The organism is Marinobacter pelagius, assembly GCF_900114925.1.
In the GTDB taxonomy this organism is placed as follows: domain Bacteria; phylum Pseudomonadota; class Gammaproteobacteria; order Pseudomonadales; family Oleiphilaceae; genus Marinobacter; species Marinobacter pelagius.
This window is the reverse complement of record NZ_FOUR01000011.1, coordinates 35,006-57,496: the sequence shown is the minus strand read 5'-3', so window position 1 is coordinate 57,496 and position 22,491 is coordinate 35,006. Positions and strand designations below refer to the sequence as shown.

At 60.1% G+C, this 22,491-nt stretch carries 27 protein-coding genes; 17 read left to right on the top strand and 10 right to left on the bottom strand.

Annotation, left to right across the window (positions count from 1 at the left end; translation table 11 throughout):
* Positions 1-49: 49 nt before the first annotated feature.
* Positions 50-676 carry a response regulator gene (locus BM254_RS17270; protein ID WP_092006803.1) on the top strand — a complete coding sequence of 209 codons (627 nt, stop codon included), beginning with the start codon at positions 50-52 and terminating at the stop codon, positions 674-676.
* On the opposite strand, the gene BM254_RS17265 is transcribed toward BM254_RS17270, so the two are convergent.
* Complete coding sequence (locus tag BM254_RS17265; protein WP_092006801.1) at positions 673-2,421, bottom strand: hybrid sensor histidine kinase/response regulator; 1,749 nt, start codon at positions 2,419-2,421, stop codon at positions 673-675. The genes BM254_RS17270 and BM254_RS17265 overlap by 4 nt on opposite strands.
* A gap of 10 nt (positions 2,422-2,431) precedes the next feature.
* Positions 2,432-2,935: a hypothetical protein gene (locus tag BM254_RS17260; protein WP_092006797.1), complete on the bottom strand. Its 504-nt coding sequence runs from the start codon at positions 2,933-2,935 to the stop codon at positions 2,432-2,434.
* Between the two features lie 191 nt (positions 2,936-3,126).
* Here BM254_RS17260 and BM254_RS17255 point away from each other — a divergent pair, with 191 nt between their 5' ends.
* Positions 3,127-3,960, top strand: a complete 834-nt coding sequence (locus BM254_RS17255; RefSeq protein WP_092006795.1) for a DUF6544 family protein — start codon at positions 3,127-3,129, stop codon at positions 3,958-3,960.
* Between the two features lie 37 nt (positions 3,961-3,997).
* Here BM254_RS17255 and BM254_RS17250 read toward each other — a convergent pair whose 3' ends face one another.
* The gene (locus BM254_RS17250; RefSeq protein WP_092006793.1) at positions 3,998-4,417 is read right to left on the bottom strand and encodes a universal stress protein; all 420 of its coding nucleotides are present in this window, start codon (positions 4,415-4,417) and stop codon (positions 3,998-4,000) included.
* Positions 4,418-4,579: 162 nt separating this feature from the next.
* Here BM254_RS17250 and BM254_RS17245 point away from each other — a divergent pair, with 162 nt between their 5' ends.
* From BM254_RS17245 to BM254_RS17225, 5 genes are all read left to right on the top strand, one after another.
* Positions 4,580-4,912, top strand: a complete 333-nt coding sequence (locus BM254_RS17245; protein WP_092006791.1) for an antibiotic biosynthesis monooxygenase family protein — start codon at positions 4,580-4,582, stop codon at positions 4,910-4,912.
* A 79-nt stretch (positions 4,913-4,991) separates the two neighbouring features.
* Positions 4,992-6,488 (top strand): CoA-acylating methylmalonate-semialdehyde dehydrogenase, encoded by a 1,497-nt coding sequence (locus BM254_RS17240; protein WP_092006790.1) that lies wholly within the window; start codon positions 4,992-4,994, stop codon positions 6,486-6,488.
* Between the two features lie 83 nt (positions 6,489-6,571).
* Positions 6,572-7,624: a TRAP transporter substrate-binding protein gene (locus BM254_RS17235; protein ID WP_092006788.1), complete on the top strand. Its 1,053-nt coding sequence runs from the start codon at positions 6,572-6,574 to the stop codon at positions 7,622-7,624.
* Positions 7,625-7,707: 83 nt separating this feature from the next.
* A complete protein-coding gene (locus tag BM254_RS17230; protein ID WP_092006786.1) occupies positions 7,708-8,349 on the top strand; it encodes a TRAP transporter small permease subunit in 642 nt (213 codons plus the stop codon).
* On the top strand, positions 8,339-9,694 hold the full coding sequence (locus tag BM254_RS17225) for a TRAP transporter large permease (RefSeq protein ID WP_092006783.1): 1,356 nt from the start codon (positions 8,339-8,341) through the stop codon (positions 9,692-9,694). Before BM254_RS17230 ends, BM254_RS17225 begins: the two co-directional genes overlap by 11 nt.
* Here BM254_RS17225 and BM254_RS17220 read toward each other — a convergent pair.
* Positions 9,691-10,668, bottom strand: a complete 978-nt coding sequence (locus BM254_RS17220) for a ribonuclease Z (RefSeq protein WP_092006780.1) — start codon at positions 10,666-10,668, stop codon at positions 9,691-9,693. The two genes, BM254_RS17225 and BM254_RS17220, sit on opposite strands and share 4 nt — an antisense overlap.
* A 69-nt stretch (positions 10,669-10,737) precedes the next feature.
* Between BM254_RS17220 and BM254_RS17215 the strand changes: the two genes are divergently transcribed.
* The gene (locus tag BM254_RS17215) at positions 10,738-11,373 is read left to right on the top strand and encodes a phosphoribosyltransferase (RefSeq protein WP_092006777.1); all 636 of its coding nucleotides are present in this window, start codon (positions 10,738-10,740) and stop codon (positions 11,371-11,373) included.
* Between the two features lie 51 nt (positions 11,374-11,424).
* Here BM254_RS17215 and BM254_RS17810 read toward each other — a convergent pair whose 3' ends face one another.
* Complete coding sequence (locus BM254_RS17810) at positions 11,425-11,928, bottom strand: hypothetical protein (protein ID WP_175497302.1); 504 nt, start codon at positions 11,926-11,928, stop codon at positions 11,425-11,427.
* Positions 11,929-12,201: 273 nt separating this feature from the next.
* On the opposite strand from BM254_RS17810, the gene BM254_RS17205 reads away from it, so the two are divergent.
* Together BM254_RS17205 and BM254_RS17200 are read left to right on the top strand one after the other, a co-directional pair.
* Positions 12,202-13,056: a crotonase/enoyl-CoA hydratase family protein gene (locus BM254_RS17205; protein WP_092006774.1), complete on the top strand. Its 855-nt coding sequence runs from the start codon at positions 12,202-12,204 to the stop codon at positions 13,054-13,056.
* 3 nt (positions 13,057-13,059) lie between these two features.
* Positions 13,060-13,656 carry a CPBP family intramembrane glutamic endopeptidase gene (locus BM254_RS17200; protein ID WP_175497301.1) on the top strand — a complete coding sequence of 199 codons (597 nt, stop codon included), beginning with the start codon at positions 13,060-13,062 and terminating at the stop codon, positions 13,654-13,656.
* Between the two features lie 5 nt (positions 13,657-13,661).
* Here the strand turns inward: BM254_RS17200 and BM254_RS17195 are convergent, their stop codons facing one another.
* Both BM254_RS17195 and BM254_RS17190 read right to left on the bottom strand, forming a co-directional pair.
* Positions 13,662-14,066, bottom strand: a complete 405-nt coding sequence (locus BM254_RS17195; protein WP_092006771.1) for a DUF2721 domain-containing protein — start codon at positions 14,064-14,066, stop codon at positions 13,662-13,664.
* 14 nt (positions 14,067-14,080) lie between these two features.
* Positions 14,081-14,956: a LysR family transcriptional regulator ArgP gene (locus BM254_RS17190; protein ID WP_092006768.1), complete on the bottom strand. Its 876-nt coding sequence runs from the start codon at positions 14,954-14,956 to the stop codon at positions 14,081-14,083.
* Between the two features lie 88 nt (positions 14,957-15,044).
* Between BM254_RS17190 and BM254_RS17185 the strand changes: the two genes are divergently transcribed.
* A complete protein-coding gene (locus BM254_RS17185) occupies positions 15,045-15,650 on the top strand; it encodes a LysE/ArgO family amino acid transporter (RefSeq protein WP_092006765.1) in 606 nt (201 codons plus the stop codon).
* Between the two features lie 26 nt (positions 15,651-15,676).
* Here BM254_RS17185 and BM254_RS17180 read toward each other — a convergent pair whose 3' ends face one another.
* Entirely contained in the window at positions 15,677-16,180 is a 504-nt protein-coding gene (locus BM254_RS17180) for a C40 family peptidase (protein WP_245777471.1), read from the bottom strand.
* A 95-nt stretch (positions 16,181-16,275) separates the two neighbouring features.
* On the opposite strand from BM254_RS17180, the gene BM254_RS17175 reads away from it, so the two are divergent.
* From BM254_RS17175 to BM254_RS17165, 3 genes are read left to right on the top strand one after another with little or no spacing between them, the layout of a single operon-like run.
* A complete protein-coding gene (locus BM254_RS17175; protein ID WP_175497300.1) occupies positions 16,276-18,195 on the top strand; it encodes an intermembrane phospholipid transport YdbH family protein in 1,920 nt (639 codons plus the stop codon).
* Between the two features lie 35 nt (positions 18,196-18,230).
* Positions 18,231-18,452: a YnbE family lipoprotein gene (locus BM254_RS17170; protein WP_175497299.1), complete on the top strand. Its 222-nt coding sequence runs from the start codon at positions 18,231-18,233 to the stop codon at positions 18,450-18,452.
* Positions 18,453-18,483: 31 nt separating this feature from the next.
* Entirely contained in the window at positions 18,484-18,828 is a 345-nt protein-coding gene (locus BM254_RS17165; RefSeq protein ID WP_092006756.1) for a YdbL family probable chaperone protein, read from the top strand.
* A 15-nt stretch (positions 18,829-18,843) separates the two neighbouring features.
* On the opposite strand, the gene BM254_RS17160 is transcribed toward BM254_RS17165, so the two are convergent.
* Positions 18,844-19,515: an SOS response-associated peptidase gene (locus BM254_RS17160; protein WP_092006753.1), complete on the bottom strand. Its 672-nt coding sequence runs from the start codon at positions 19,513-19,515 to the stop codon at positions 18,844-18,846.
* An 8-nt stretch (positions 19,516-19,523) separates the two neighbouring features.
* The gene (locus BM254_RS17155; RefSeq protein ID WP_092006884.1) at positions 19,524-20,582 is read right to left on the bottom strand and encodes an alpha/beta hydrolase; all 1,059 of its coding nucleotides are present in this window, start codon (positions 20,580-20,582) and stop codon (positions 19,524-19,526) included.
* A 109-nt stretch (positions 20,583-20,691) separates the two neighbouring features.
* On the opposite strand from BM254_RS17155, the gene BM254_RS17150 reads away from it, so the two are divergent.
* The 3 genes from BM254_RS17150 to BM254_RS17140 are packed head-to-tail and all read left to right on the top strand — an operon-like array spanning position 20,692 to position 22,489.
* Entirely contained in the window at positions 20,692-21,009 is a 318-nt protein-coding gene (locus tag BM254_RS17150; RefSeq protein ID WP_092006750.1) for a putative signal transducing protein, read from the top strand.
* A gap of 37 nt (positions 21,010-21,046) precedes the next feature.
* Positions 21,047-21,718, top strand: a complete 672-nt coding sequence (locus BM254_RS17145; protein ID WP_092006747.1) for an SDR family oxidoreductase — start codon at positions 21,047-21,049, stop codon at positions 21,716-21,718.
* 12 nt (positions 21,719-21,730) lie between these two features.
* Positions 21,731-22,489 (top strand): SDR family oxidoreductase, encoded by a 759-nt coding sequence (locus BM254_RS17140; RefSeq protein WP_092006744.1) that lies wholly within the window; start codon positions 21,731-21,733, stop codon positions 22,487-22,489.
* Positions 22,490-22,491: the final 2 nt, after the last annotated feature.

The window sequence follows — 22,491 nt, the reverse complement described above, 5'->3', positions numbered from 1 at the left end:
GAAGGTCCGGTACCCGGGATTGGAAGCCGGCCAAACGCAGGATGCGCCAATGAAACTGTTCATTGTGGACGACCATCAACTCTTTATTGATGGTATGCGACACCTGCTGGGTCACCTGGACGGTGTCAGTGTCATTGAAGAATGCACTCGGGCTGAGGAGGCAATCGAGAGGCTCGAGGCAGAGGACAGTTTTGACCTGGTTCTGATCGATCTCGGCATGCCAGGCATGGATGGTCTGGCCATTCTCCAGAGGCTCAGGGAAACCGGCTCCGGCACCCCGGTGGTGGTGGTTTCCGCCGAAGAGGACATTGCCCGTATCGGACATGCGCTTGAGCTGGGGGCCCTGGGGTACATTCCGAAGGAGCAGAGCGCGATCGACATGCTCCATGCGGTGAAGCAGGTGTTGTCCGGTGAGATCTACGTGCCCGGACCGGTTCGGGAACGCCTCAGTCTGTACCAGTCCCGCCGGCATCCTGAGCATGGCACCCTGACCCGACGCCAGATGGATGTGCTCGAACTTGTCGCCAGGGGCTATTCCAACAAGCAGATCGCGTCCGCGCTGTTTGTGGCCGAACATACGGTCAAGGTTCACATCGCCGCCATTCTCAAAGCGCTCAATGCCACCAATCGGACCGAATGTGTGCATAAGGCCCGGAGCCTGGGCCTGCTGGATTAATCCGCGCTGGCAGTGCTGGTGAGCTGGCGCTGTATGAGGCTTCTGAGCCGGGCCGGGCTGACTGGTTTGTGAATCATCCTGAGGCCACTCCTTTCAACCTCCCGTAGCTGCCGGGAACTGGTGGTGCCGGTGATGATGATGCCAGGCAGGTCGGGCCCGTAGCGTTTCCTCAGGCTCCCGATGACCTCAACCCCGTTTTGTGATCCCTCCAGGCTGAAATCCGACAGTACCAGGTCTGGTCGCCCGTGGGTTTTTCGCAGGGCCTCGGGCAGGGAAGACGCGGCGGTAACGTTGAAACTCCAGCGCCTGAGCAAAGTTTCCATGGCGTTGAGGACATTAAGGTCGTCATCTATGACCAGGATGTGATGGCCCGAGGCCTGCCAGACCGGCTCCGGAGCTTTATCTTCCCGATGCCTGATCCGGGTTGGATCACCAGCCGGAAGGGTTAGGCTGAAGACTGATCCTCTGCCCTCGCTGGAACGCAGGTCCAGGGGCAGCCCCATCAGCTCGCAGAGTTTGTGGACGATGGCCAGGCCAAATCCCAGACCCTTTTCTCTCTCATCCTCGTGGGGCGAGGGGTGTGCCTGTTCGAATTCCACGAAGATCCGGTCCTGCGCTTCCCGGGGAATACCGATGCCGGTATCCCACACCTGCACAAGCACGGAATCCTGCCTGAGCCGGGCGCTGATGAGAATGCCGCCCGAGCGGGTATACCGGATGGCGTTGGCAATCAGGTTGCGCATGACGCGTTCGAGGAGCGTCCGGTCCACCCTAACCACGGCAGGTCGGGTGTGGAGTCTGAGGATCAGGCCCTTCTGTTCCGCTTTCTCCTGGAATTCCTCCTTTAGCTGAACGAGAAAAAACTCGATATCAAAATCCACGGGCTCGGGCTGGATAATATTGGCATCGAGCCGGGACATGTCGAACAGGGCATCAAACATTCTGCGCATGGCATCCAGGGAGGCATCGATCCGGCCGAGAATGCGTTGTTCTTCCTGGGGGCTGCTGGCGCCCTTGAGCGCATCGAAGAACAGGGAGAGTGCATGCAGAGGCTGCCGGAAATCATGGCTCGCTGTTGCCAGAGTGCGGGACTTTGCCCGGATCGCGGTCTGCAGTTCCTGGGAGCGTTGCCTGAGCTGATCCGCGAGGTTGTCGGTCTCGAAGCGAAGGTGCATTTCCGACCGCACGATGGAGTTGAGCTTTTTGGCAAAGCTGTAGGATGCCAGAATCGCGAATGCGACCATCATTGCCAAGGCGAACCAGGCGACTTCGCCGAGGCTGATAAAGTATGCCACCAGGGCGCCCTTGATGGGCATGCCGTAGCTGTAATAGAGCGGAAGCCAATGGGTTCCCGCAGAGATGGAGCCAATGCCCAGGATCAGGGCCAGGGTGATCATGAACACCTGGTGCGGCACGGATTCGGTGCTGGCAAACAGAAAAACCGCGATTGCCCAGAGGGCTCCGAGGTAGATCTGTAACAAAAGGAGCTTACGATGCCAGGGTTCGGCACTGGCGTGGGTGACAACCTGCTTCTGATAGGCGGTGGTGAGGAGATAGCGGGCGCCAATGCCGGCGAGAACGAGGACGAACCACCCTGACAGCAATACCCGGTCCATCTGGTTCCACAGGACCAGAACGACGGTCAGGGGAACCAGGATGGTTATGGCGGCCCACTCGCGCATCTTGTTGAAGTGAGGGGCCAATGCTTCGAACGTGATGCGTTGCTCGATCTCCGTGGCATTCATGGGTGGCCGGTTACCTCAGCGCCTGTATGGTTCGCTGGTCTTCCTGGTGTCGTTCCACGAGAACCGAGAAGGTTTGCGGACGACACTGAACCCACCAGGAGCCGACAAAAGGCCTCTGGCGGTGCGGATGTGCCACTTCGCGACCGGTGTTAACGAATCCCCAGTTGGTTGCTTCATCCAGAAGCATGGCCCGTTGCCCGGAGAAAGCAAATGGCTGGGTTCTGGCGGGGCCACCCCGGGGATCGCTGGTTTTCATGTTGCCGCAGACCACCATGTCTCCGCCGGGGCCCGCGCCGGCAACGCCGTAGACGTTGAAAAACTCGACTTCTCCGGCATCCGCCAACAACTCGGCAACAGAGCTGGTGGCTGCGGCTTTCTGCTCGGAAGAGAGAACCACCAGCAGTGATTCCGAAGTATCGGAAGCCGGCGGGTCCAGTGATGCATAGCGCTGGGTATCGGTGCTCGCACAGCCGGTGATAGCGGCAAGCGCGAGCAGTAAGGGTAAGGTTTTCATTGTGATCTCCGCTATTCCCTGTTCGGGCTCTGGTTGAGCCGTCTCCCGGAACTGAGATGAGCTCCGGATCCTTGCGTGAAGCTGCAATGAGCGTCACATTTCAAGTATTGGGAATTGATAGCGGTTCTTGTATTACTCAAAAGAGCTAATTTCATGGCCCGGAACGAACAGACACGGAAAGTCCTGTAACCATGATCATCCACGTACTGAGCACATTGATCTTTCTCGTCCTTGCGGGACTGTCTGCCCGCCGGTGGGCAGACCACGGGGCAGATCGCCGGATTATGGAATCACTGGTCCGGAACCAGCCGCGGGATCCCGCCCGGTTTGACCCGGCCATGGTCGACCACCTGCCGGAACCGGCACGGCGTTACTTGCTTTACACCATCGCCCCAAAAACGCCGCTCTACACCGTGGCAACGCTTTCCATGCAGGGAAAATTCGGCATGGGAGACCGGGACAAGCCAAATTACCTGGCGATGTCGGCCCGGCAGACTCTGGCGGCGCCGGTCGGTTTCATCTGGAGTATGAGTGCCCGGCGCGGCTGGATCCGGATCTCCGGTTCGGACACCGCGCGCTGGACACGATTCTGGTTAATGGGTCTGCTGCCGGTGGCCCGCATGGGAGGTACGAAGGATCACGCCCGATCGGCGTTCGGGCGGTACGTGGCAGAAGCCGTGTTCTGGACACCCGCGGCGCTGCTGCCCGGGCCGAACGTGCACTGGGAACTGGTGGATGTGAACGCCGCCCGGGTAACGCTGCGCCATAACGGGTTATCCCAGTCGGTGGATGTGACGGTGGCAGAGGATGGCCGGCCGCTTCAGGTGCATTTTGACCGCTGGAGCAATGCCAATCCTGAAAAGGAATACCGCTGGCAGCCTTTTGGCGGCTATCTTTCCGAATTTCGGGAAGTAGAGGGCTTCCGGTTGCCGATGCACGTGGAGGCCGGCAACCATTTCGGAACCGAGCGCTATTTTCCGTTTTTTGTGGTGGATGTAACGGAGATTGCCTTTCCCCATGACTGAAATAACGGATCGCACGGGCAATCTCCGGGCCTGACCATCAACGGACCACAAACACCGAGATATCGCTGTGCTTGACGATGTTCGCGCCATTGGAGCGCAGCAGGTGCAGCTTGTCACCGATGCCCGGCGGGTGTGAGGCCATGATCACCAGGTCTGCACCCGTGTCCTTGATGGCCTCCAGCAGCTTGTCGTCCAGTTCGACTGCGGTGTCTACCGACTCCAGCACTTCCGCGTCGGTTTTGATGCCGTGGGCGTTGCCCTGTTCTTCGGCAAATTCCTTCATCTTGGCGCGAAGCTCGTCCGGGTTGTGGGCGGCGGCGCCGGGCGTGCTGTTGGTTACGGTGACATAGCAGAGGGTGGCGTTGTAATGCTTGGCCATGTCGATGGCAGTGTTCAGAGCCTTGGGCATTTTGTCCAGGTGGGACAGGTCTACCGGAACCAGGATTTTGTGATACACGGCGGTACTCCTTTTTTTGAGGGAGGAAATGAACGATGTGTTCCATACTTCAAGGGTGGCACTGAATGCCGGCTGGTGCCAACCTCAGTGGCGCAGGCTTGATTCCAGACAAGTTTGAGCAGATCCCGCCACTTGAACAGTGTTTCAAAGGAGGCAAGAACGATGAAGTATATTTTCGAAGTGCGAGTGCAGGAAGGACACACCGCGGAGGAGTACGCCGACGCCTGGGTGCGGGCCAGTGAGCTGATCCAGAAAGCGCCGGGTGCCCGCGGTACCATGCTTCATCGAAAGATTGGCGAGCCGAATACCCTGATTGCCATCGCATCCTGGGACAGCAAGGAAGCGCGGGATGCCATGGAATCCGACAAGGACCCCAAGATCACCGAGATCATCCGCAGCGCGGCCCCGTTTGTGGAGATCACGCCACTGGGGGAGTTCGAGGAACCTGAGTGGGTGGTGATGCCTCCGGACTCCGGGCAGGAATGGGGGATGTGAACGACAGCTGAACCGGCGAGGAACGATCAGGTGGTCTATATTTATCCGACGCCCAGTATCGTTCATCCGGAGGTCAGTCATGTCTGTTCGTGAAATACCCCTTTTCATTGATGGTAAGCCAGTCCGTTCGGAGAGTTCGGAGTGGCGCGATGTCGTCAACCCGGCTACCCAGGAGGTGGTTTCCCGGGTGCCGTTTGCCACCGAAGCGGAAGTAGAGCGGGCAGTCGCCTCTGCCAAAGATGCGTTCCGCGAATGGCGAAAGGTGTCGCTGGCTCAGCGCATGCGCATCATGCTCAAATTCCAGGCCCTGGTGCGTGAGCATACCAAGGAGCTGGCAGCCCTGATTACCGAGGAACACGGTAAGACTCTGCCCGATGCGGAAGGTGAGGTGGGTCGTGGCCTTGAGGTCATCGAGCATGCCTGTTCGATCACCTCCCTGCAGCTGGGAGAGATCGCCGAGAATGCCGCAGGTGGCGTGAATGTCTATTCACTGAACCAGCCGCTGGGTGTGGGCGCCGGTATCACCGCGTTCAACTTCCCGGTGATGTTGCCCTGTTTCATGTTCCCGCTGGCCATTGCTACCGGCAACACCTTTATCCTCAAGCCTTCCGAGCAGGATCCCAGCTCCACCATGCGTCTGGTGGAGCTGGCCCATGAGGCCGGCATTCCTGCCGGGGTATTGAACGTGGTTCATGGTGGTCCTGATGTGGCGAATATGATCTGCGACCACCCGGACATCAAGGCAGTCTCCTTCATTGGCTCCACCCACGTCGGTACCCACATTTACAGTCGCGCCGGTGCAGCGGGCAAGCGGGTGCAGTCCATGATGGGGGCGAAGAACCACTGCGTCATCATGCCCGACGCCAACCGCAGCCAGGCCATCAACAACATGATCGGTTCGGCGTTTGGTGCGGCGGGCCAGCGTTGTATGGCCAACTCGGTGCTGGTCCTGGTGGGCAAGGCCCGGGAATGGTTGCCGGAAATTATCGAGAAATCGAAAAACCTGAAGGTTGGCCCGGGCATCCAGCGGGATGCGGATCTGGGCCCGCTGGTTTCTCCCCAGGCGCTCAAGCGGGTCGTTGGTCTGATCGACAAGGGCGAGAAGGAAGGCGCTACCCTGGCGCTCGACGGTCGTGGTTGCACGGTTGACGGGTACCCGGAGGGCAATTTCGTGGGGCCGACGATCTTCACCAATGTGAAGCCGGAAATGACCATCTATAAGGAGGAAGTTTTCGGGCCGGTACTCTGTGTGGTGGAAGTGGATACCCTGGATGATGCCATCGAGTTCATCAACCGGAACCCGAATGGTAATGGCACCTCCATTTTCACCGGCTCCGGCTGGGCCGCGCGCCGCTTCGAGAACGATATCGATGTGGGGCAGGTGGGTATCAACGTGCCGATCCCTGTACCGGTCGCCTTCTTCAGCTTCACCGGGTCACGGGGCTCGAAGCTGGGCGACCTGGGGCCCAACGGCAAGCAGGCGATCCAGTTCTGGACCCAGACCAAAACCGTCACCGCTCGATGGTACGAGCCTGACAATTTGTCTGACGAGGTCAATACTACTATCTCGATGTAGTAGAAAAATCGGGCCGGGAAACCGGCCCATCGGTTCATGTTTCGATAACCAATGAACAAACCAACAAGAAAGGAAGAGAAACCATGAGTCAAAAATTCAATATACCTTTAGCGCTGACTGCCGGCTTCACCGCGCTGACGCTGTCTACCGCCATTCATGCAGCCGGTCCTGCCAAACTCGATGTTGCCAATACCTTCAATACCAATATTTTCATTGGTGAGGGCGCGCTGCGTTTTGCGGAAGAGCTGAAAACCGTCACGGATGGCAAGGTTGAGCTGGAAGTGCACAACCCGGGTGATCTGGTGCCTGCATTCGAGGTATTCAACTCGGTGTCATCCGGTGCCATTCCCGCGGGCTGGGACTGGATCGGTTACTGGGCCGGTACCGTCCCGGTGACCAACCTCTACGGTGCACTGCCTTTTGGTCCCACTCCGGAGGCGTTCATGTCCTGGATGTGGTCAGGCGAGGGTACTGAACTGCTCCAGAGTGCCTATGATGACTACAACGTGAAGGTGCTGCCTTGTTTTATTTCACCCCAGGAGACCGGTGGCTGGTACAACAAGGAAATCAACAGCATCAAGGACTTCGATGGCCTGCGTATCCGGATTTCCGGCCTCGGTGCCAAGGTGCTGAACAAATACGGCGCGTCCACCCAGCTGATTCCCGGCGGGGAGATCTACCTGGCCCTGGAGCGGGGGCGGATCGATGCCACCGAGTTCTCGGTGCCCCAGGTGGATCAGTTGATGGGCTTCGAGGAAATTACCAAGTACTACTACTTCCCGGGTTGGCACCAGTCGGCCAGCTGGTTCTCGTTCATCATCAACAAGGATGTCTGGGACGAGTATGACGACGCCACCAAGGCCAAGTTCGAGACCGCCTGCCGCGCCACCCTGCAGTGGTCCATGGCCGAGGCTCCGGCTGAGCAGATGCGTGTTATCGGCAAGCTGAAGGAGAAGGGCATCGAGGTCAAGCGCTTCCCGGATGAAGTTGTTAGGGAACTGCGCAAGGGCTGGGACGAGGTCCGCGCCGAGGAAATGAAGAACAACCCGCGCTTCAAGGAGGCTTACGAGTCCCTGATGGAACATACCCAGTTGGTCAACGACTGGTACGACCTGCAGGCCATCCCCCGGGATTGAGCTTGTAATGTTCCTGCCGGCGGTGATGTGTGTCACCGCCGGCTCTTCACTACTCATTCGGGCCTGACGGATACACCTGCAGTATGAACTCCAAAACTGGTCATTATTCCGATTCCCTCCCACCCTGGCGCAACGGACTCGCCAGAATTCTCGCAGCAATCGCTGTTCCCCTGATCGCTATTGGCGTCTGGCTTGGCCGGGTGTCGAGCTGGCTTGTGCTGGCCATCATGTTTGTGGTTCTGACCACGGTGGCCATGAATGCCGTGGGCTGGAATGAGCTGTTTCGCTGGGATGACGAGGTACTGTTGCTGGGCAACGCCATCACCATCAACTCTGTTACGGAAATGCAGTGGCATCTTTTCGGCCTGATGACGCTGATCGGTGGCAGTTACGCGCTTCATTCCGACACCCATGTCCGGGTGGACATACTGCATCATCGCCTTGGCCCTGCGGGCAGGCACTGGGTTGATATTATCGGCCACCTGATCTTCCTGATTCCTTTCTGTGTGCTGATCGCCTGGCTATCAAAGCACTTTGTCCAGATGTCCTACCTCTCGGGCGAACAATCCAACTATGGCGGCCTGACCGACCGCTACCTGATCAAGGGGGCCTTGCCTGCCGGTCTGGCGCTGCTGGCGATCAGCGGCGTGGGGCAGATCTTCGACCGCCTGGCCAGAATCCTGGATCCGCGCCGTGATGCAAAGGAGGCCGAGCATGCTCGATGAGTACGGTCTCGCCATTGCCATGGTGGTCGCCCTGTTGTTGGGCATTTTCAGTGGTTATCCGGTTGCCTTCCTGCTGGGTGGGCTCGGTATCGTTTTCGCGTTTATCGGTGATATTCCCCTACCGTTTCTGGGCACTGTAGGCTCACGGATTTTCGGGGGTGTCATCGAGAACTGGCTGTTGATCGCCATTCCCCTGTTCGTGTTCATGGGGCTGATGCTGGAAAAGTCCGGGGTGGCAAGGAACCTCCTGCTGACCCTGCAGAGATTGTTTGGCCGGGTGCGCGGTGGCCTGGCCATTTCGGTGGCGCTGCTGGGTATCGTGATGGCGGCGAGCACCGGCATTATCGGTGCGTCTGTGGTGATGCTCGGACTGCTTGCCCTGCCGGTAATGGCCCGTCAGGGTTACAAGCCGGAACTGGCTTACGGTGTGGTGGCGGCCTCGGGTACTCTCGGGATCCTGATTCCGCCCTCGATCATGCTGGTGCTGATGGGGTCCATCATGAACCTGTCTGTGGGCGCGCTGTTCAAGGCGGCCCTGTTCCCCGGGTTGCTGCTGGGCGGCCTTTATGCACTGTATCTATTGGTGATTGCACAAGTTAGACCCGACTGGGCGCCGTTAGCGGAAGAGGGCGGTGAAGCGCATCTTACCGAGGAGCACTCGCCCCTCGTGATCGCCCTGCTCAGGGACCTTGCCGGACCGGTGGTTTTGATCGTGGCGGTACTTGGATCAATTATGGCGGGTATTGCGACCCCGACTGAGGCTGCCGCGATCGGGGCCGCCGGCTCGCTGATCCTGGCCCTGGGCCTGAGGCAGCTCAACTGGGGCGCACTCCGGCAGGTGTGCCGGGATACCTCTCGAACCTCTGCCATGATCCTGTTTGTGGTCATTGGCGCCACCTGCTTCAGCGTGGTGTTCAAGCGCCTCGGCGGCGATGACATGATCGTGGACATCATCACCGGTACCGGCCTTGGCCCCTATGGCCTGTTGCTGCTGCTCATGGGCCTGATCTTCATCCTCGGGTTCTTCCTGGAGTGGATCGAGATCAGCTTCGTGGTGCTGCCGCTGTTGCTGCCGGTGGTAGAGGGGCTCGAGTTTGCCGGGGTGAGTAGTACCGGCCTGATGGTGTGGTTTGCCATCCTGGTGGCGATCAACCTGCAGACCAGCTTCCTGACGCCGCCGTTCGGTTATGCGCTGTTCTACCTGAAAGGCATTGCGCAGGGGAATGTCAGTATCGGCGTTATCTACCGGTCGATTATTCCGTTCGTGCTACTGCAGCTGACGGGCCTGATTCTGTGCATCGTCTTCCCATCGATTGCACTCTGGTTCCCCGGGTTGACGGACTAGTCCCCGGGGGCCGGTTCTGGCCGCAGGGTGAGATCCTTGTGCAGGCGGTAGCTGTGAAGATCCCGGGCCAGGTACAGAGTGCCCCGGTACAGACCCGTCGCTTCGGCTTCGACTTCGCCGATGTGCGGGTAGGCATCACGACTAAGCTGATAGCGGGAGCTGAAATGCGTCAGTACCAGGTTGGGAATGCCCACCGCCTCCGCAAACCGGGCGACCTGGGCTGCCGAGCTGTGCTGGGGCCAGGCGCCAACGCGGTCGGCCACTTCCTGGGTGTAGGTGGCCTCGTGGATCAGCACGTGGGCGTCCTGGCAGGTGGCTTCGAGTAATTCCGGGTTGTCGTTGTCGCCGCCCACCACGATTTTTCTGGGCTGCCGGGTAATGGCGGTGTACTGGTCGCTGCGAAGTACCGTTCCGTTCTCCAGCACCACATCCCGCCCTTGCTGTAACTCTCCCCAGGCCGGGCCGGGTTCGACACCGTCAGCCTCGAGTCTGTCCTTCAGCAGCTGACGCTCCAGGTTCTTCTCGGTAAAGGTGAAAGCACGGCTGGAGACCCGGTGGGAAAGCGGGGTGGCCATGACCTCCACGGCATCGTCTTCCCAATAGAACTCGTCGGCTTCCGAGTCGATGTATTTGAGCTCATAGCTCAGGCTGGAATCGCTGTTGCCCAGCGCGGTTTCCACAAAGGTTTTCACCGGCCTCGGTGCAACCAGGAACAGGGGCTCGGTGCGGCCCAGCATGGAGGCGCTGGTGAGCAGGCCGGGCAGGCCGAAGGTGTGGTCGCCGTGCACGTGGGTGATAAAAATCGCCTGCAGCTGCATCACCGAGTGGCGGGTGTGCAGCAACTGGTGCTGGGTGCCCTCACCGCAATCGATCAGGTACCAGTGTTTCGGTTTGCCATGCATCAGGGCCAGGCCAGTGACATTTCTGGCCTTTGTCGGCGTGCCGGCTGATGTGCCGAGGAAGGTGAAATCCATGGGGTTTCCTGTTGGGGCTTTTGAAAGAGTATAAAATTGAAAGACAGGATCACAAGGCAGGAGTCACTGATGGCAGAACCGACGATCATGCAGGTCCAGTTGCTCAGCCCGGATGAGGTGGTGGATGCCTGTGACGAAGTCGCGAGGCACATCCTGGCCAGCCGGTTCCGCCCGGATATGATCGTCGCTGTCGCCCGGGGTGGCTTCATGCCTGCCCGTTTCCTGTGTGATTTCCTGAACCTGGGTGCATTGTGTTCCATCCGCGTCCAGCATTACGAGGCTGGAGCCAGCAAGGGTGAGGAGGCCCGGGTGACCATCCCCCTGGCCACGGACATCCGCGGCGCCCGGATACTGGTGGTTGACGATGTCAATGACAGTGGCGATACCCTGCGGGCGGCGCGCTCTTACCTGGAGCCCCTCGGCCCGGCGGAGCTCCGGACTGCCGTACTCCATGAAAAACTGGTGACCACCTGCCCGGCGGATTTCAGTGCCGGCGAGGTGCGAAAGTGGCGCTGGATTCTCTATCCCTGGGCCATGGTGGAGGATATCGCCCAGTTTATCCGGGAAATGGCCCCGGCTCCCCATGACGCAGAGGAAACCCTGCAGCGTTTACAGGCCTGTTATGGACTGGAGCTGACGCCCACCCAATTGTCCCGGGTGGTCTATTTCGGTGGCTTATCCCACGCCCTTTTGCCGGATGCCTGAACAAAACGAACCCGCACCTGACTGGCGCGGGTTCGCGTCAAGCCAACGGCCTTACCAGCCCTGGTAGTACTGGCGCTGGCGATCCCGGAGCCGCTGACGTTGCTCGTCGGTCAGCACCTCGTCCATTTCCTGCTGGAATTTCTGGCGCCGCTCGTACATCTCCTGCATGCGTTCCTGCTGCTGTTGCCAGTGCCGGCTATGGATTTCCTCCATGCGCTTTCTCTGGTCATCCGTCAGGTCCAGACCGGCTCCTGGTCCCATGCCCGGGTAGCCGCCCATCATGCCCGGCCCCATTCCAGGGCCCATACCACCTTGCATGCCAGGCCCATAGCCCATGCCTGGTCCCATGCCGCCGTGCATGCCGGGCCCGTAGCCCATACCCGGCCCCATGCCGTGCATGCCGGGGCCGTAACCCATGCCAGGACCATAGCCCATGCCGGGGCCATACCCCATTCCCGGCCCGGGGCCGTATCCCATGCCGGGTCCCATACCTGGCCCCATGTAACCCTGGGCCGCCGCAAGGCCGGAAAGGCCGAGACCTAATATGGAAACCAACAATGTTTTCCTGAATGCTTCTGAAGTGCGCATTCCGGCTTCCTCCCTGTTGAATCAGATCATGAATCCCGAAGAGGGACTTTCTCACTTTTAAGCTTGGCACAAGTTTGGGTGTGAGCAAGGAGGGGCGGGGCGGAGTAGTAATGCGCCGCTTTCGTCTTTGGCAGTTGAGCGGTATATTCGGAGGCAATCACGGAAAATCATCAGAAAATAGCTGAAAATATTACGAAATTTCCCGTTCTTATCGCTTTCAATGACAAACGGAGACAAAACGTGACCGAACCCTTCTCCTACCAGAGTTTCTCGGTTGATGTGTCCAATCACATCGCCCATGTCCAGTTCAAACGGCCAGACGCCCTCAACACCATGAACAAGGCCTTCTGGCTGGAATTGCCACGGTGCATGCAGGATATTGAAGCCAACACCGATGCCCGCGTGATCGTGATCTCGTCTACCGGCAAACATTTCTCCGCTGGCATGGATCTGGGTGTGTTTACCGATTCAAAGGCCGTACCCATGGGGGGCGACCCGGGCCGGATGGCCGAGAACCTTCGCCGGGTGGTGTTGCAGCTGCAGGACACCCTGAGCTCGCTGGAGAAGGTTCGTCTGCCGGTGCTGGCGGCGGTGCATGGCGGTTGCATCGGCGGTGCCCTGGACCTGGTGTGTGCGGCAGACAGCCGGTACTGCACAGCCGATGCCTACTTCACCATCAAGGAAACCGAGCTGGGCATGACCGCGGATGTCGGCACCCTGCAGCGCCTGCCCAAGCTGATCCCTGAAGGTGTGGTGCGTGAGCTGGCCTATACCGGCCGGAAGTTTGGTGCGGATGAGGCCCACCGCCTGGGGTTTGTGAATACCGTATACGACAATCACGAGACCATGCTGGAGGGCGTGATGGAGATCGCCGCCCGGATCGCTGCCAATTCGCCGCTGGCGGTTACCGGCTGCAAGGAAATGATCAACTACAGCCGGGACCACTCGGTGGAAGACAGCCTGAAGTACATGGCCACCTGGCAGGCCGGCATGTTCCGCCCCAATGACATGATGAAGACCTTCCAGGCCAAGGGTCAGAAGCAGCCGCCAGAGTATGACGACCTGTTCCCCGTGAAAGATCTGTTCAGCCAGTAAGTCATGGCGAGAACGGGAGGTTCTTCCATCTCTACCCGGGCCGCCCTGGTTTTTCAGGGCGGCATCGGCGTCGTTGGCCTGTTGGCGATCTGGCTGTTCGATATTCCCGTGCAGTGGGGTGGTTTGGGCGGGTTCGAGATCGTGCTGTACGGCGCTCTTGGCGCTGTCGGCACTTATCTCACGCTGATTCTGATAACCCGGATCCCGGGCCTGTTCCCGGACAACCTGGAACAGCAGATGCGCGGGCTGCACCGTTTCGCCCGCAGCTTTTCCTGGACGGTGCTGGTGGCATTATCGGTGCTAGCGGGTGTCGGAGAGGAGCTCCTGTTCCGGGGAGCCGTCCAGGGTTGGCTGATTCAGCACACCGGGCCCTGGACCGCCGTTATTGCGTCGTCAGTCCTGTTTGGCCTGGTTCACTACGTGTCATTCACCTATTTCCTGGTGGCCACCGGGCTGGGTCTGGTTCTGGGCGCCGCCTACCATCTCTCCGCGAGCCTGGGCATGGTCATGCTCTGGCATGCGCTTTATGACGTGCTGGCCCTGTATTGCCTGCTGCGCTTCCCCCACTGGTTTGGAATCAACTCCACGGGCTCACGGTAGTCGCCTCAGCCCTGACTCTCGCTTTTTCTAGCCTCAAAGTTGGAGAGCTCCACGTTGATGGCGTTGGTGGAAATCTGGATCTCGTACAGCGAGTACAGCAGTGAAAGGGAGAGCAACACCAGGCTGATACCAAACGCCACAATGCCCGGCATTTCCGATCCCAGAAACAGCAGGAACATGGACACTGTGCACAGGAAGAAACTGAGCACGCCAAATGTCTGCATGCGTTTGGTCAGCACGATGCGCTTTCTCAGCATACCGATCTGGCGGGCAATCAGGGCGTGATCGTCTTCGGAGTCCATCTGCTTGAGCTGGCGGATTAGCTGGGCCAAAACCAGAAACCGGTTGGTGTAAGCCAGTAACAGCAGAGAAATGGCGGGGAACAGCAAGGCGGGGGTGGTCAGATCCAAATGTGAAAGCTCCTTTACCGATGGGAAATGCGGTTGGACTGCAGGGCCTGCGTGAGACGGTCCATGGCACCTCCGCCGTGGCGCCAGAAATGCCAGTATAGCTTCACTTCCAGTTGTTGCCCGGTGGCGATGCTGGTCAGTCTTCCCGCCTCCAGTTCCTCCCGCACCTGGATTTCCGGAATCATGCCATAGCCCATGCCAGTGGTTGCCAGCTTTACAAATCCTTCTGAGGATGGGCAGAGATGGTGGGGAAAGGAACCATGAAAGCCGCATTGTGCCAGAAAGCGATGTTGTAACTGATCGTTTGGTCCGAATACGATCGCTGGCGCGTCCCGCAATGCTGTCTCGGTCAATCCCTCGGGGAAATACCTTCTGATGTATTCGGGGGTTGCCAGCGGCAGGTAGATCATTGAACCCATGGGCACGCAGCGCGCGCCCGCGACCGGTTGTGGGCTGCTGCACAGGCAGGCGGCGACATCGCCCTCGCGCATTCGGCGCAGACCAATGTCCTGATCCTCTATCACAAGGTCAAGCAACAGCTCCTCGTCCCGGCAGAAGTCAGCGATGGCATCGGCCCACCAGGTGGCCAGGCTGTCGGCGTTCAAAGCAATGCGTAGCCGCGCCGAGGGCTCATTGAGGGTAGGCAGGGATTTCGCCAGATCCCGCTCCAGCAACTGCACCTGCTGTACGTGGTTGAGCAGCCGCTGGCCGGCGGGTGTGGCTTTCAGGGCTGGGCTGCGAACGAGCACCGGCTGACCCAGCCGAATCTCCAGCGTGCGGATCCGCTGGGACACCGCCGACTGACTGAGCCCGAGGGCAGCGCCGGCGCGCTCAAAACCTCCGCATTCGACAACCGTCGCCAGCGCTTCCAGCAATTTGTAGTCAATCATAAGTAAAACTGATGCAATATTACGAGTATGAATTTCAAGTATATAGCCGTCGCGTTATGCTTGCGCCAGTTTTTCAGGGAGATTGAGCGTGCTTGAGAGTTATCTGACCGGGTTGGTGGTTTGCGGCGGCATTATCGTGGCGATCGGCGCCCAGAATGCCTACGTGCTGAGCCAGGCCATTCGCCGTGAGCATCACTGGTGGTCGGCGGGGCTGTGCATGGCTTCGGATGTGATCCTGTTTACCCTGGGCATGTTCGGCGTGAGTGCGGCACTGATGGCCATGCCCCAGGCCCTTGAGCTGCTGCGCTGGCTGGGTGTGGCATTTCTCGGTTGGCTGGCACTGCAGGCGTTGGTGCGGGCAAGCCGGGGCAGGGCGGCGCTTGAGGCCGGGGAAGTTACCCGGCGCAGTCTGAAGGGGGTGCTGTTTACCACCCTGGCCGTCACCCTGCTCAACCCCCAGGTTTATCTCGACACCCTTTTGCTGATTCCGGCTGTGGGCGCCCAGCAGGAGGACGCCACCAGCTTTGTCGCGGGCGCGAGCAGTGCGTCGATCCTGTGGTTTGGCGGGTTGGCCTGGTGCGGGTCGGCACTGGCACCAGTCCTGTCCAGACCGACGGCCTGGCGGGTCATTGATGGCGTGATCGGTCTGATGATGGCCGCCATTGCCCTGCAGTTGGCCATCGGCGGCCTGTAACTCCGGGCAACCCCGGAAAAACCTGATCAGTCGTCCTCGAAACGTCGTGCCTCGGTGAAACGGTCGGCCCAGTAATAGCCGTCAAGTTCTGACAGGGTGACGCCGACGGAGGTGGAGGCATGAATGAACCGGTTCTCGCCCATGTAGATGCCGGCATGCTGTTCCTTCCCTCCAATCCTGAAAAACACCAGGTCCCCCGGTTCCACTTGGTCCGGCGATACCTCCCGGCCATGGCGAAGCATCTGGGCGGTGGTGCGGGGCAGAGTCTGGCCGAGCCCTTCCCGATAGGCGGTTAAGATAAACCCGGAACAATCGAACCCCCGGGCTGACATCCCACCGTATTCATAGGGGGTGCCCTGATAGCGCTCGAAGACCTGCCACAACCGGTCGACTTTCTCTGGCGAATCCGGCGTTTCAACCGGCGAAAACTGCCCGGTTTCGCCGGTCTGCAGGTGCTGATTACTGGCACAGCCGCCAAGAACAAGACCGAGCAATGTCAGAACCAGTATTTGCCGCAGCATTGACGCCATGCCGTTACTCCGCAACATTGAATCTGTATAAACCTTATTACTGATCGGGCCGGATGTCAGGTTACGGCTTGTTTGACGTTGGCAGGAAGCAATCTGTGGGAGCAGGAAAACGCACGAGGGCAAGCAGGATCGGCCGGTGGTTAGCCGCGGCCGTCGCTCTTCTGTTGCTGGTGGTAATCGGTGCCGGTGTCTATGCCCGGGACGCCTGGCAGCAGTTGATGGCGAACCAGGCGATCCAGCAGTTCGACTGGCAGGGAATGCACCTCTCGCTGGAAGGTATTCGTGCCGATGGCTTCTCCCTGGTCAGTTCCGATCCGGCGCGGCCATTCGCGGTAAACGGTTCGGGTTTTGTGCTGGGCTGGGACTGGCAGACTCTTTCGCTGGCCAGCGTCCGGGTTGAACAGCTCGACGTTGATATACCGGAATGGCCGGAGCCTGCAGCGGGTGGATCGGGGGCGGAACCATCGCTGTTGCCCGAGCAGTCGCCGACCTGGCTTCCGGACACCATTTCAGTGAGCAGTCTACGGGTTGATCTGCCCGACGACACCGAAATCCGCGGAAACCTTTACGTTGAGCTGGCGCCGGACCCGGAGCAGTGGCGTATGGAGACGACCGAACTCTGGGTCAACGGCTCGTTGCCGGACTCCGAGCCTGGAGGCTGGCGCATCGACGGCATCGAGGGGCGTATCGGACTGGCCGGAACCGCGGGTGTGGCGTCAGCCAGGCTGGAGGTTCTGGCCGGTTCAATCCTGACGATGAATGGAGTGGCTAGCCCGGATGGGGGCGAGACAGTCCGTCTGGAACAGGTGGAAGTGCGGCCAGGTGGTAGCACGCTCGAAGCCGGGTACAGCCTGAGCAACCGAAGCCTTGAGAAGGCGCGATTGGTCGGCCCCCTGACGCTTGATGTCGGGATGTTGCAGCAGGCCAATCTGAAACCACAGTCCTGGAACTTTGAAGGCGAGCTGGATGCGGATCTGAACCGGGTCGATATCCGTGGCGCGGCGAAGGGAGCTGCTGGGCTGGCGTTAGACGTCGAAGCCCGCTGGCCCTTCAGCGCAACTCCACGGGTGACTGTCAGCGCAGAGCTGGAAGGCAGCAATGCCAGTCGGATCCTGGCGGAAACCCTGGAACAATGGCCAGCCGGGATCGAGATCAGCGATGGGAGTCTTTCTGCGAACGCCAGCGTTCGCCTTCCGGACACGGGGCAGTCGCTTGAGGGCAAAATCATCGCCAGCGGGATGTCCGGTATTGTGGATCGAATGGCCTGGACCGGACTGAATGGCACACTGGAACTGTCCATGGAAGATGCCCTGGTAGTCCGTACCTCGGAGCTTCAGTTGGCACAGCTCAACCCTGGCGTGCCTCTGGGGCCGGTCTCTATAACGGGCAGCTACCGGGCACCGCTGCAGGCGCTGACGAAAGGAGCCATTTCTCTGGTCCGGGGGCGCGCCGGATTTCTGGGTGGAGAAGCCAGGGGCAAGCCGGGAGAGTGGAGCCTGGCTGATCTGCCTCTGACCGTCCCTGTGTGGCTCAATGACATACAGGTCGACCGCCTGATGACCGTCTATCCAGCCGAGGGCCTGGCAGGCAGTGGCACGCTTCAGGGTGAAGTGCCGCTGGTGATCAGCCGGGAAGGTGTGCGGGTTGCCGGAGGCAACATCAGGGCCGTGGCACCCGGAGGCACCCTGAAACTTCCCGCGGACCGGTTGCAGGCACTGGCCCGGAACAACGAAACCATGGATCTGGTGGTGCGGGCCCTTCAGAACTTTAACTATTCCGTACTGAACAGCACGATAGACTATGATCAGGAAGGAACCCTGAACCTCGGTCTCAGGCTCGAGGGCAGCAATCCGCAGGTGCGGGATGGTCACCCGATTGTGGTGAACATCAACCTGCAGGAGGATATTCCGGCACTGTTGACCAGCCTGCAGCTCAGCGGCCGGGTGAACGAAGCGGTCACGGAGAAAGTCCGGAAATTGATGGAGAAGCGTGAGGCCGGTAACGGGGAGAACTGATCCCGCTGTTCCGGCCACAATCAAAGGGGACATCTATGAAAGCGCAAAGCCGGACATCCGCCGGCACCGCCCGGTTACGACAGGGGGCAGTGATACTCGCCTTTGCCCTGCTGTCCGCAGCCTGCACACCAACCGTGCAGATGGCGGCGCCCAAGGAGCCCATCACCGTCAACCTGAACGTCAAGATCCAGCACGAGATCTACGTGAAAGTTGATAAGGAAGTGGACGAGTTGTTCGAAGACCAGGGCCTGTTCTGATGGTCGTGGACGCTTCAACGGGGAGAGAATCATGAGATTGTTCAGTAAATTCGGCGTGCTTGTGCTGGCCCTGTGTCTGAGTCTGCCCGCGCTTGCCATGAGTCTCGAAGAGGCCAAGCAGCAGCTCGATACTGCCAAGCAATCCGGGCTGGTCGGCGAGACCCCCACAGGCTATCTGGCGGTGGTCAAGGCTGACGGCAATGCCCGGGAGATCGTTGACGCCATCAACGAGGCCCGGCGGCAGGAGTACAGTCGCATTGCCGCGAAGCACAATATTCCGGTTGCCGAAGTGGAGGCTGTTGCCGGCAAGAAAGCAGTGGAAAAGACTCCCGCCGGCCAGTTTGTCCGGATCGGTGACAAGTGGGTGCGAAAATAGCCGGCCGATCCGTGTCTATTTTACCCTCTTCAGAAGTTCCGGGTCGTTGTGGCGGGGATTGTTGACCGCCTGGGATACTTCGTATTCCTCAAGACGCTCCGGGGGCAGCCGGTGGGTTGCCGCCCGGACTGCCGAGCGTTCGCTCAGCTCCGGGTTCAGCCAGTCCCGCAGGCAGTCGGGATCAAGCACCACCGGTTGCCGGTCGTGGATGTGTTTCAAAGTGTCGTGGGCTGGTTCGGTGATAATGGCGCAGGCGGTGGTTTCATCGCCTTCCATCGGCGTCCACACGCCCGCAAAAAAGATAGCCTGGTCCTTGTCCGGATCCTTGGGGGTGACGTAGTGGGGCTCCTTGCCGTGTTCCGTTGCCATCCATTCATACCACCCGTTGGCGGGGACCAGGCACCGGTGGTGTGCAAACGCTTCCCGGAAATATTTCGAGGTGGCCACGGATTCCGCCCGCGCGTTGATGGGCGAGGGGGCTTTCTCGCCGGCCCAGACCGGACGGAAGCCCCAGTGGGAGTGGGCCATGATCAGGGTGCCATTCATGGTCATGCGGATCATGGGAATGCCCACCCCGGGCGTGATGTTGTAGCTCGGGTCGAACTGCCCGTCCACCTCGAGTCCTTCCGGAAAATACTCCAGAATCAGGGTTTCCGGCGGGGTGTAAAAGGTGAAGCGTCCACACATGGGGCAACCTATTCGCTCTTGCCGGCCTCGACATCGGCCAGGAATTCCCGGATGTCCTCGAACGCTTCCTCGGCTTCCGGGAGCATGTCGCCAAAAATGTGCCACACATGCACCATGCCTGGCCAGGTGTGGAGCTCCACCACGGAGCCTTCGGACTGGGCCTTGGCCGCGTAGCGCCGGGCGTTATCCAGCAGCATTTCGGTATCACTGGCATGGATCAGGGTTGGCGGGAGGTTGGCGAGACTGCCCCGCAGCGGAGAGGCGACCGGGTTGGTCGGTGACACCCGGAAGGCCGCCAGGGTCCCCCACCAGATAATTGGCAGCGGGATCTTGGCCAGGCCGCCAAACACCGGGCCCAGTAACGGGTCGGTAGGAATGTTGTTGCGGTTGCTGGGGGCGGTCAGGGTCAGGTCGGTTGAGGGCGCCAGGGCAACTGCCGCATCGGCCTGCCTGAGTCCGTTATCCCGCGCCCAGGCCAACAGGCTCAGGGTATGACTGCCACCGGCGGAATCTCCCGCCACCACGACAAAGCTGGCGCGCTCCCGACCTTCCGGTCCGTGGTCCAGCAGCCAGCTGTAGGCCCTTTGGCAATCCCGTACCCCATCCATGAAACGGTATTCCGGCATCAGCCGGTAATCGACGGCGAAAACCGCAGCATTGGCTATCCTGGAGAACCGGTCGGTAATGGTCCGGTGACTCCTGGGGCTGCCCGCTGCCCAGGCCCCACCGTGGATATAGAGCACACGACGGCGGGTATCGACGCCGGGTGCAATCACCCATTCGCCCCGCGGATCTTCGTTGTGCCGGAATTCCGATACCAGCTCCATGCCCTCGCTGAGTGTGTCCATGTGCTGGCGCAGGGCCATCAGCCGGGCCTTGCCCTTGAGGTCTTTGGCAGCTTCCCTCAGCTCCCGGAGTTGACCCAGAACCTGTTGATGACCTTCGCTCGGGGTGCTTTTCCGCACCGGGTAATCCCTGTCGTCGAGGTGAGACAGGTCTTCAATCCTGAACAGGAAAAAGGTGGCGGCCACGATGAGCAGCACGATGGCCAGAACAATCCAGATAATATCCACTGCGTATCCTTGATGGCTCCCTGGAGCGGGTGGGTCTATGCTGAAATCATAACCGCGTTAACGGGCGGGTGCTGCCCCTGAATGTCACAGAAGGAGTAGGCCTTTGCAAATAGCCTATCGGGCCCGGGACATTACCGAAGCACACATTGTAGCCGGGTTCCTGGAGGTCCATGGTATCGAATCCCACGTTGGCGGCCATTACCTGCAGGGCGCTCTGGGTGAGATCGGTGCGGCCGGTTTCAGCAATGTCCACGTGGATGATGAAGACCTCTACCGGGCCCGCGAGCTGATCCGGGAATACGAGGAGGGGGGCTCCACAATAACCGCTTCATCCCCGGATGAAGACAAGCCCGACCAGTACGCCCGCTGGTTTCTGCTGGTACTGATCGTTACAGTGTGGCTGCTTGTCCAGATCTACTGATCCAATCAATTGAATCCAATAGTGAAACGGAGGAATCATGTCTGCATCCGGAGTAGTTGTCATTACCGGCGCCAACCGGGGAATCGGCCTGGAACTGGCACGGCATTATGCCCGTGAGGGCGGCGACGTGATCGGCGTATGCCGGCAATCTTCCGATGAGCTGGCGGAAATCGCCTCCGAGGTCATCGACGGGGTCGATGTTACCTCCGACGCCGGCATCGAAAAACTGAAATCGGCCCTGGCGGGCAAGAAGATCCGGCTGCTCATCAACAATGCCGGCCTGCTGCAGGACGAGCAGCTCGGCAGCATCGATTTCGATTCCATTCGAAAGCAGATGGAGATCAACGCCTACGCGCCGCTGCGGGTGGCCGAGGCACTGGTTCCGCAGATTGAAGAGGGCGGCAAGATCGCCAACATCACCAGCCGCATGGGCTCCATTGCCGACAACGATTCCGGCGGCCGTTATGGTTACCGCGCCTCCAAGGCGGCCCTGAACGCTTTCGGCAAGTCCCTGGCGGTGGACCTGAAGCCCAAGGGTATTGCCGTTGCCCAGTTGCATCCCGGTTACGTGAAGACCCGCATGGTGAACTTCGGGGGGATGATCACGCCCGAGGAATCGGCCCGTGGGCTGGCGGATCGGATTGCCAACCTGAACCTGGATAACACCGGCTCGTTCTGGCACAGCAATGGCGACGAGCTGCCCTGGTAAGCGGAGGTCAATGTGACAAACGAAGCCCGAGTGGTCCTGGTAACCGGCGGTGCCCGGGGAATTGGTCGTGGCCTGGTGCAGTTCCTGGCCGATCGCGGCTGGCAGGTGGCCTTCTGCGATGTTGACCGGGAGCAGGGCGAGTGGTTGCAGGAGCGGCTAGGCGACCAGGTGCGGTATTTCCAGGCCGATGTGGCCAGTGAAGCGGAGGTTGCCGGTATGATCCGCGCGGCGACCGACTGGCACGGCCGACTGGATGCGGTGATCAACAACGCCGGGCTGGCCGGCCCGGAGAGCGGGCCCGTTGAGGAGCTGGACCTGGCTGTCTGGCAGCGTCGGCTGGATGTAAACCTGACCGGTCCGTTCCTGGTTACCAAGCATGCGGTGCCCCATCTCCGGAAGAACGGCGGTGCCGTCGTCAACATCGCTTCCACCCGGGCCCTGCAATCGGAGCCTGACACCGAGGCCTATGCCGCCACCAAGGGCGGCATCGTTGCCCTGACCCATGCCCTCGCCATGAGCCTGGGGCCGGAGATTCGGGTCAACTGCATCAGCCCCGGCTGGATCGACACCCGTGCGTGGCAGGATATGGAGGAAAAGGCTCCGCCACTGTCGGAGAGCGATCACCGTCAGCACCCTGCCGGTCGGGTGGGAGAGCCTCGGGATATTGCCAGCCTGGCGGCCTTCCTGATTTCCGAAGAAGCGGGCTTCATCACCGGCCAGAACTATGTGGTGGACGGCGGTATGACCCGCAAGATGATCTACGAGGACTGAGC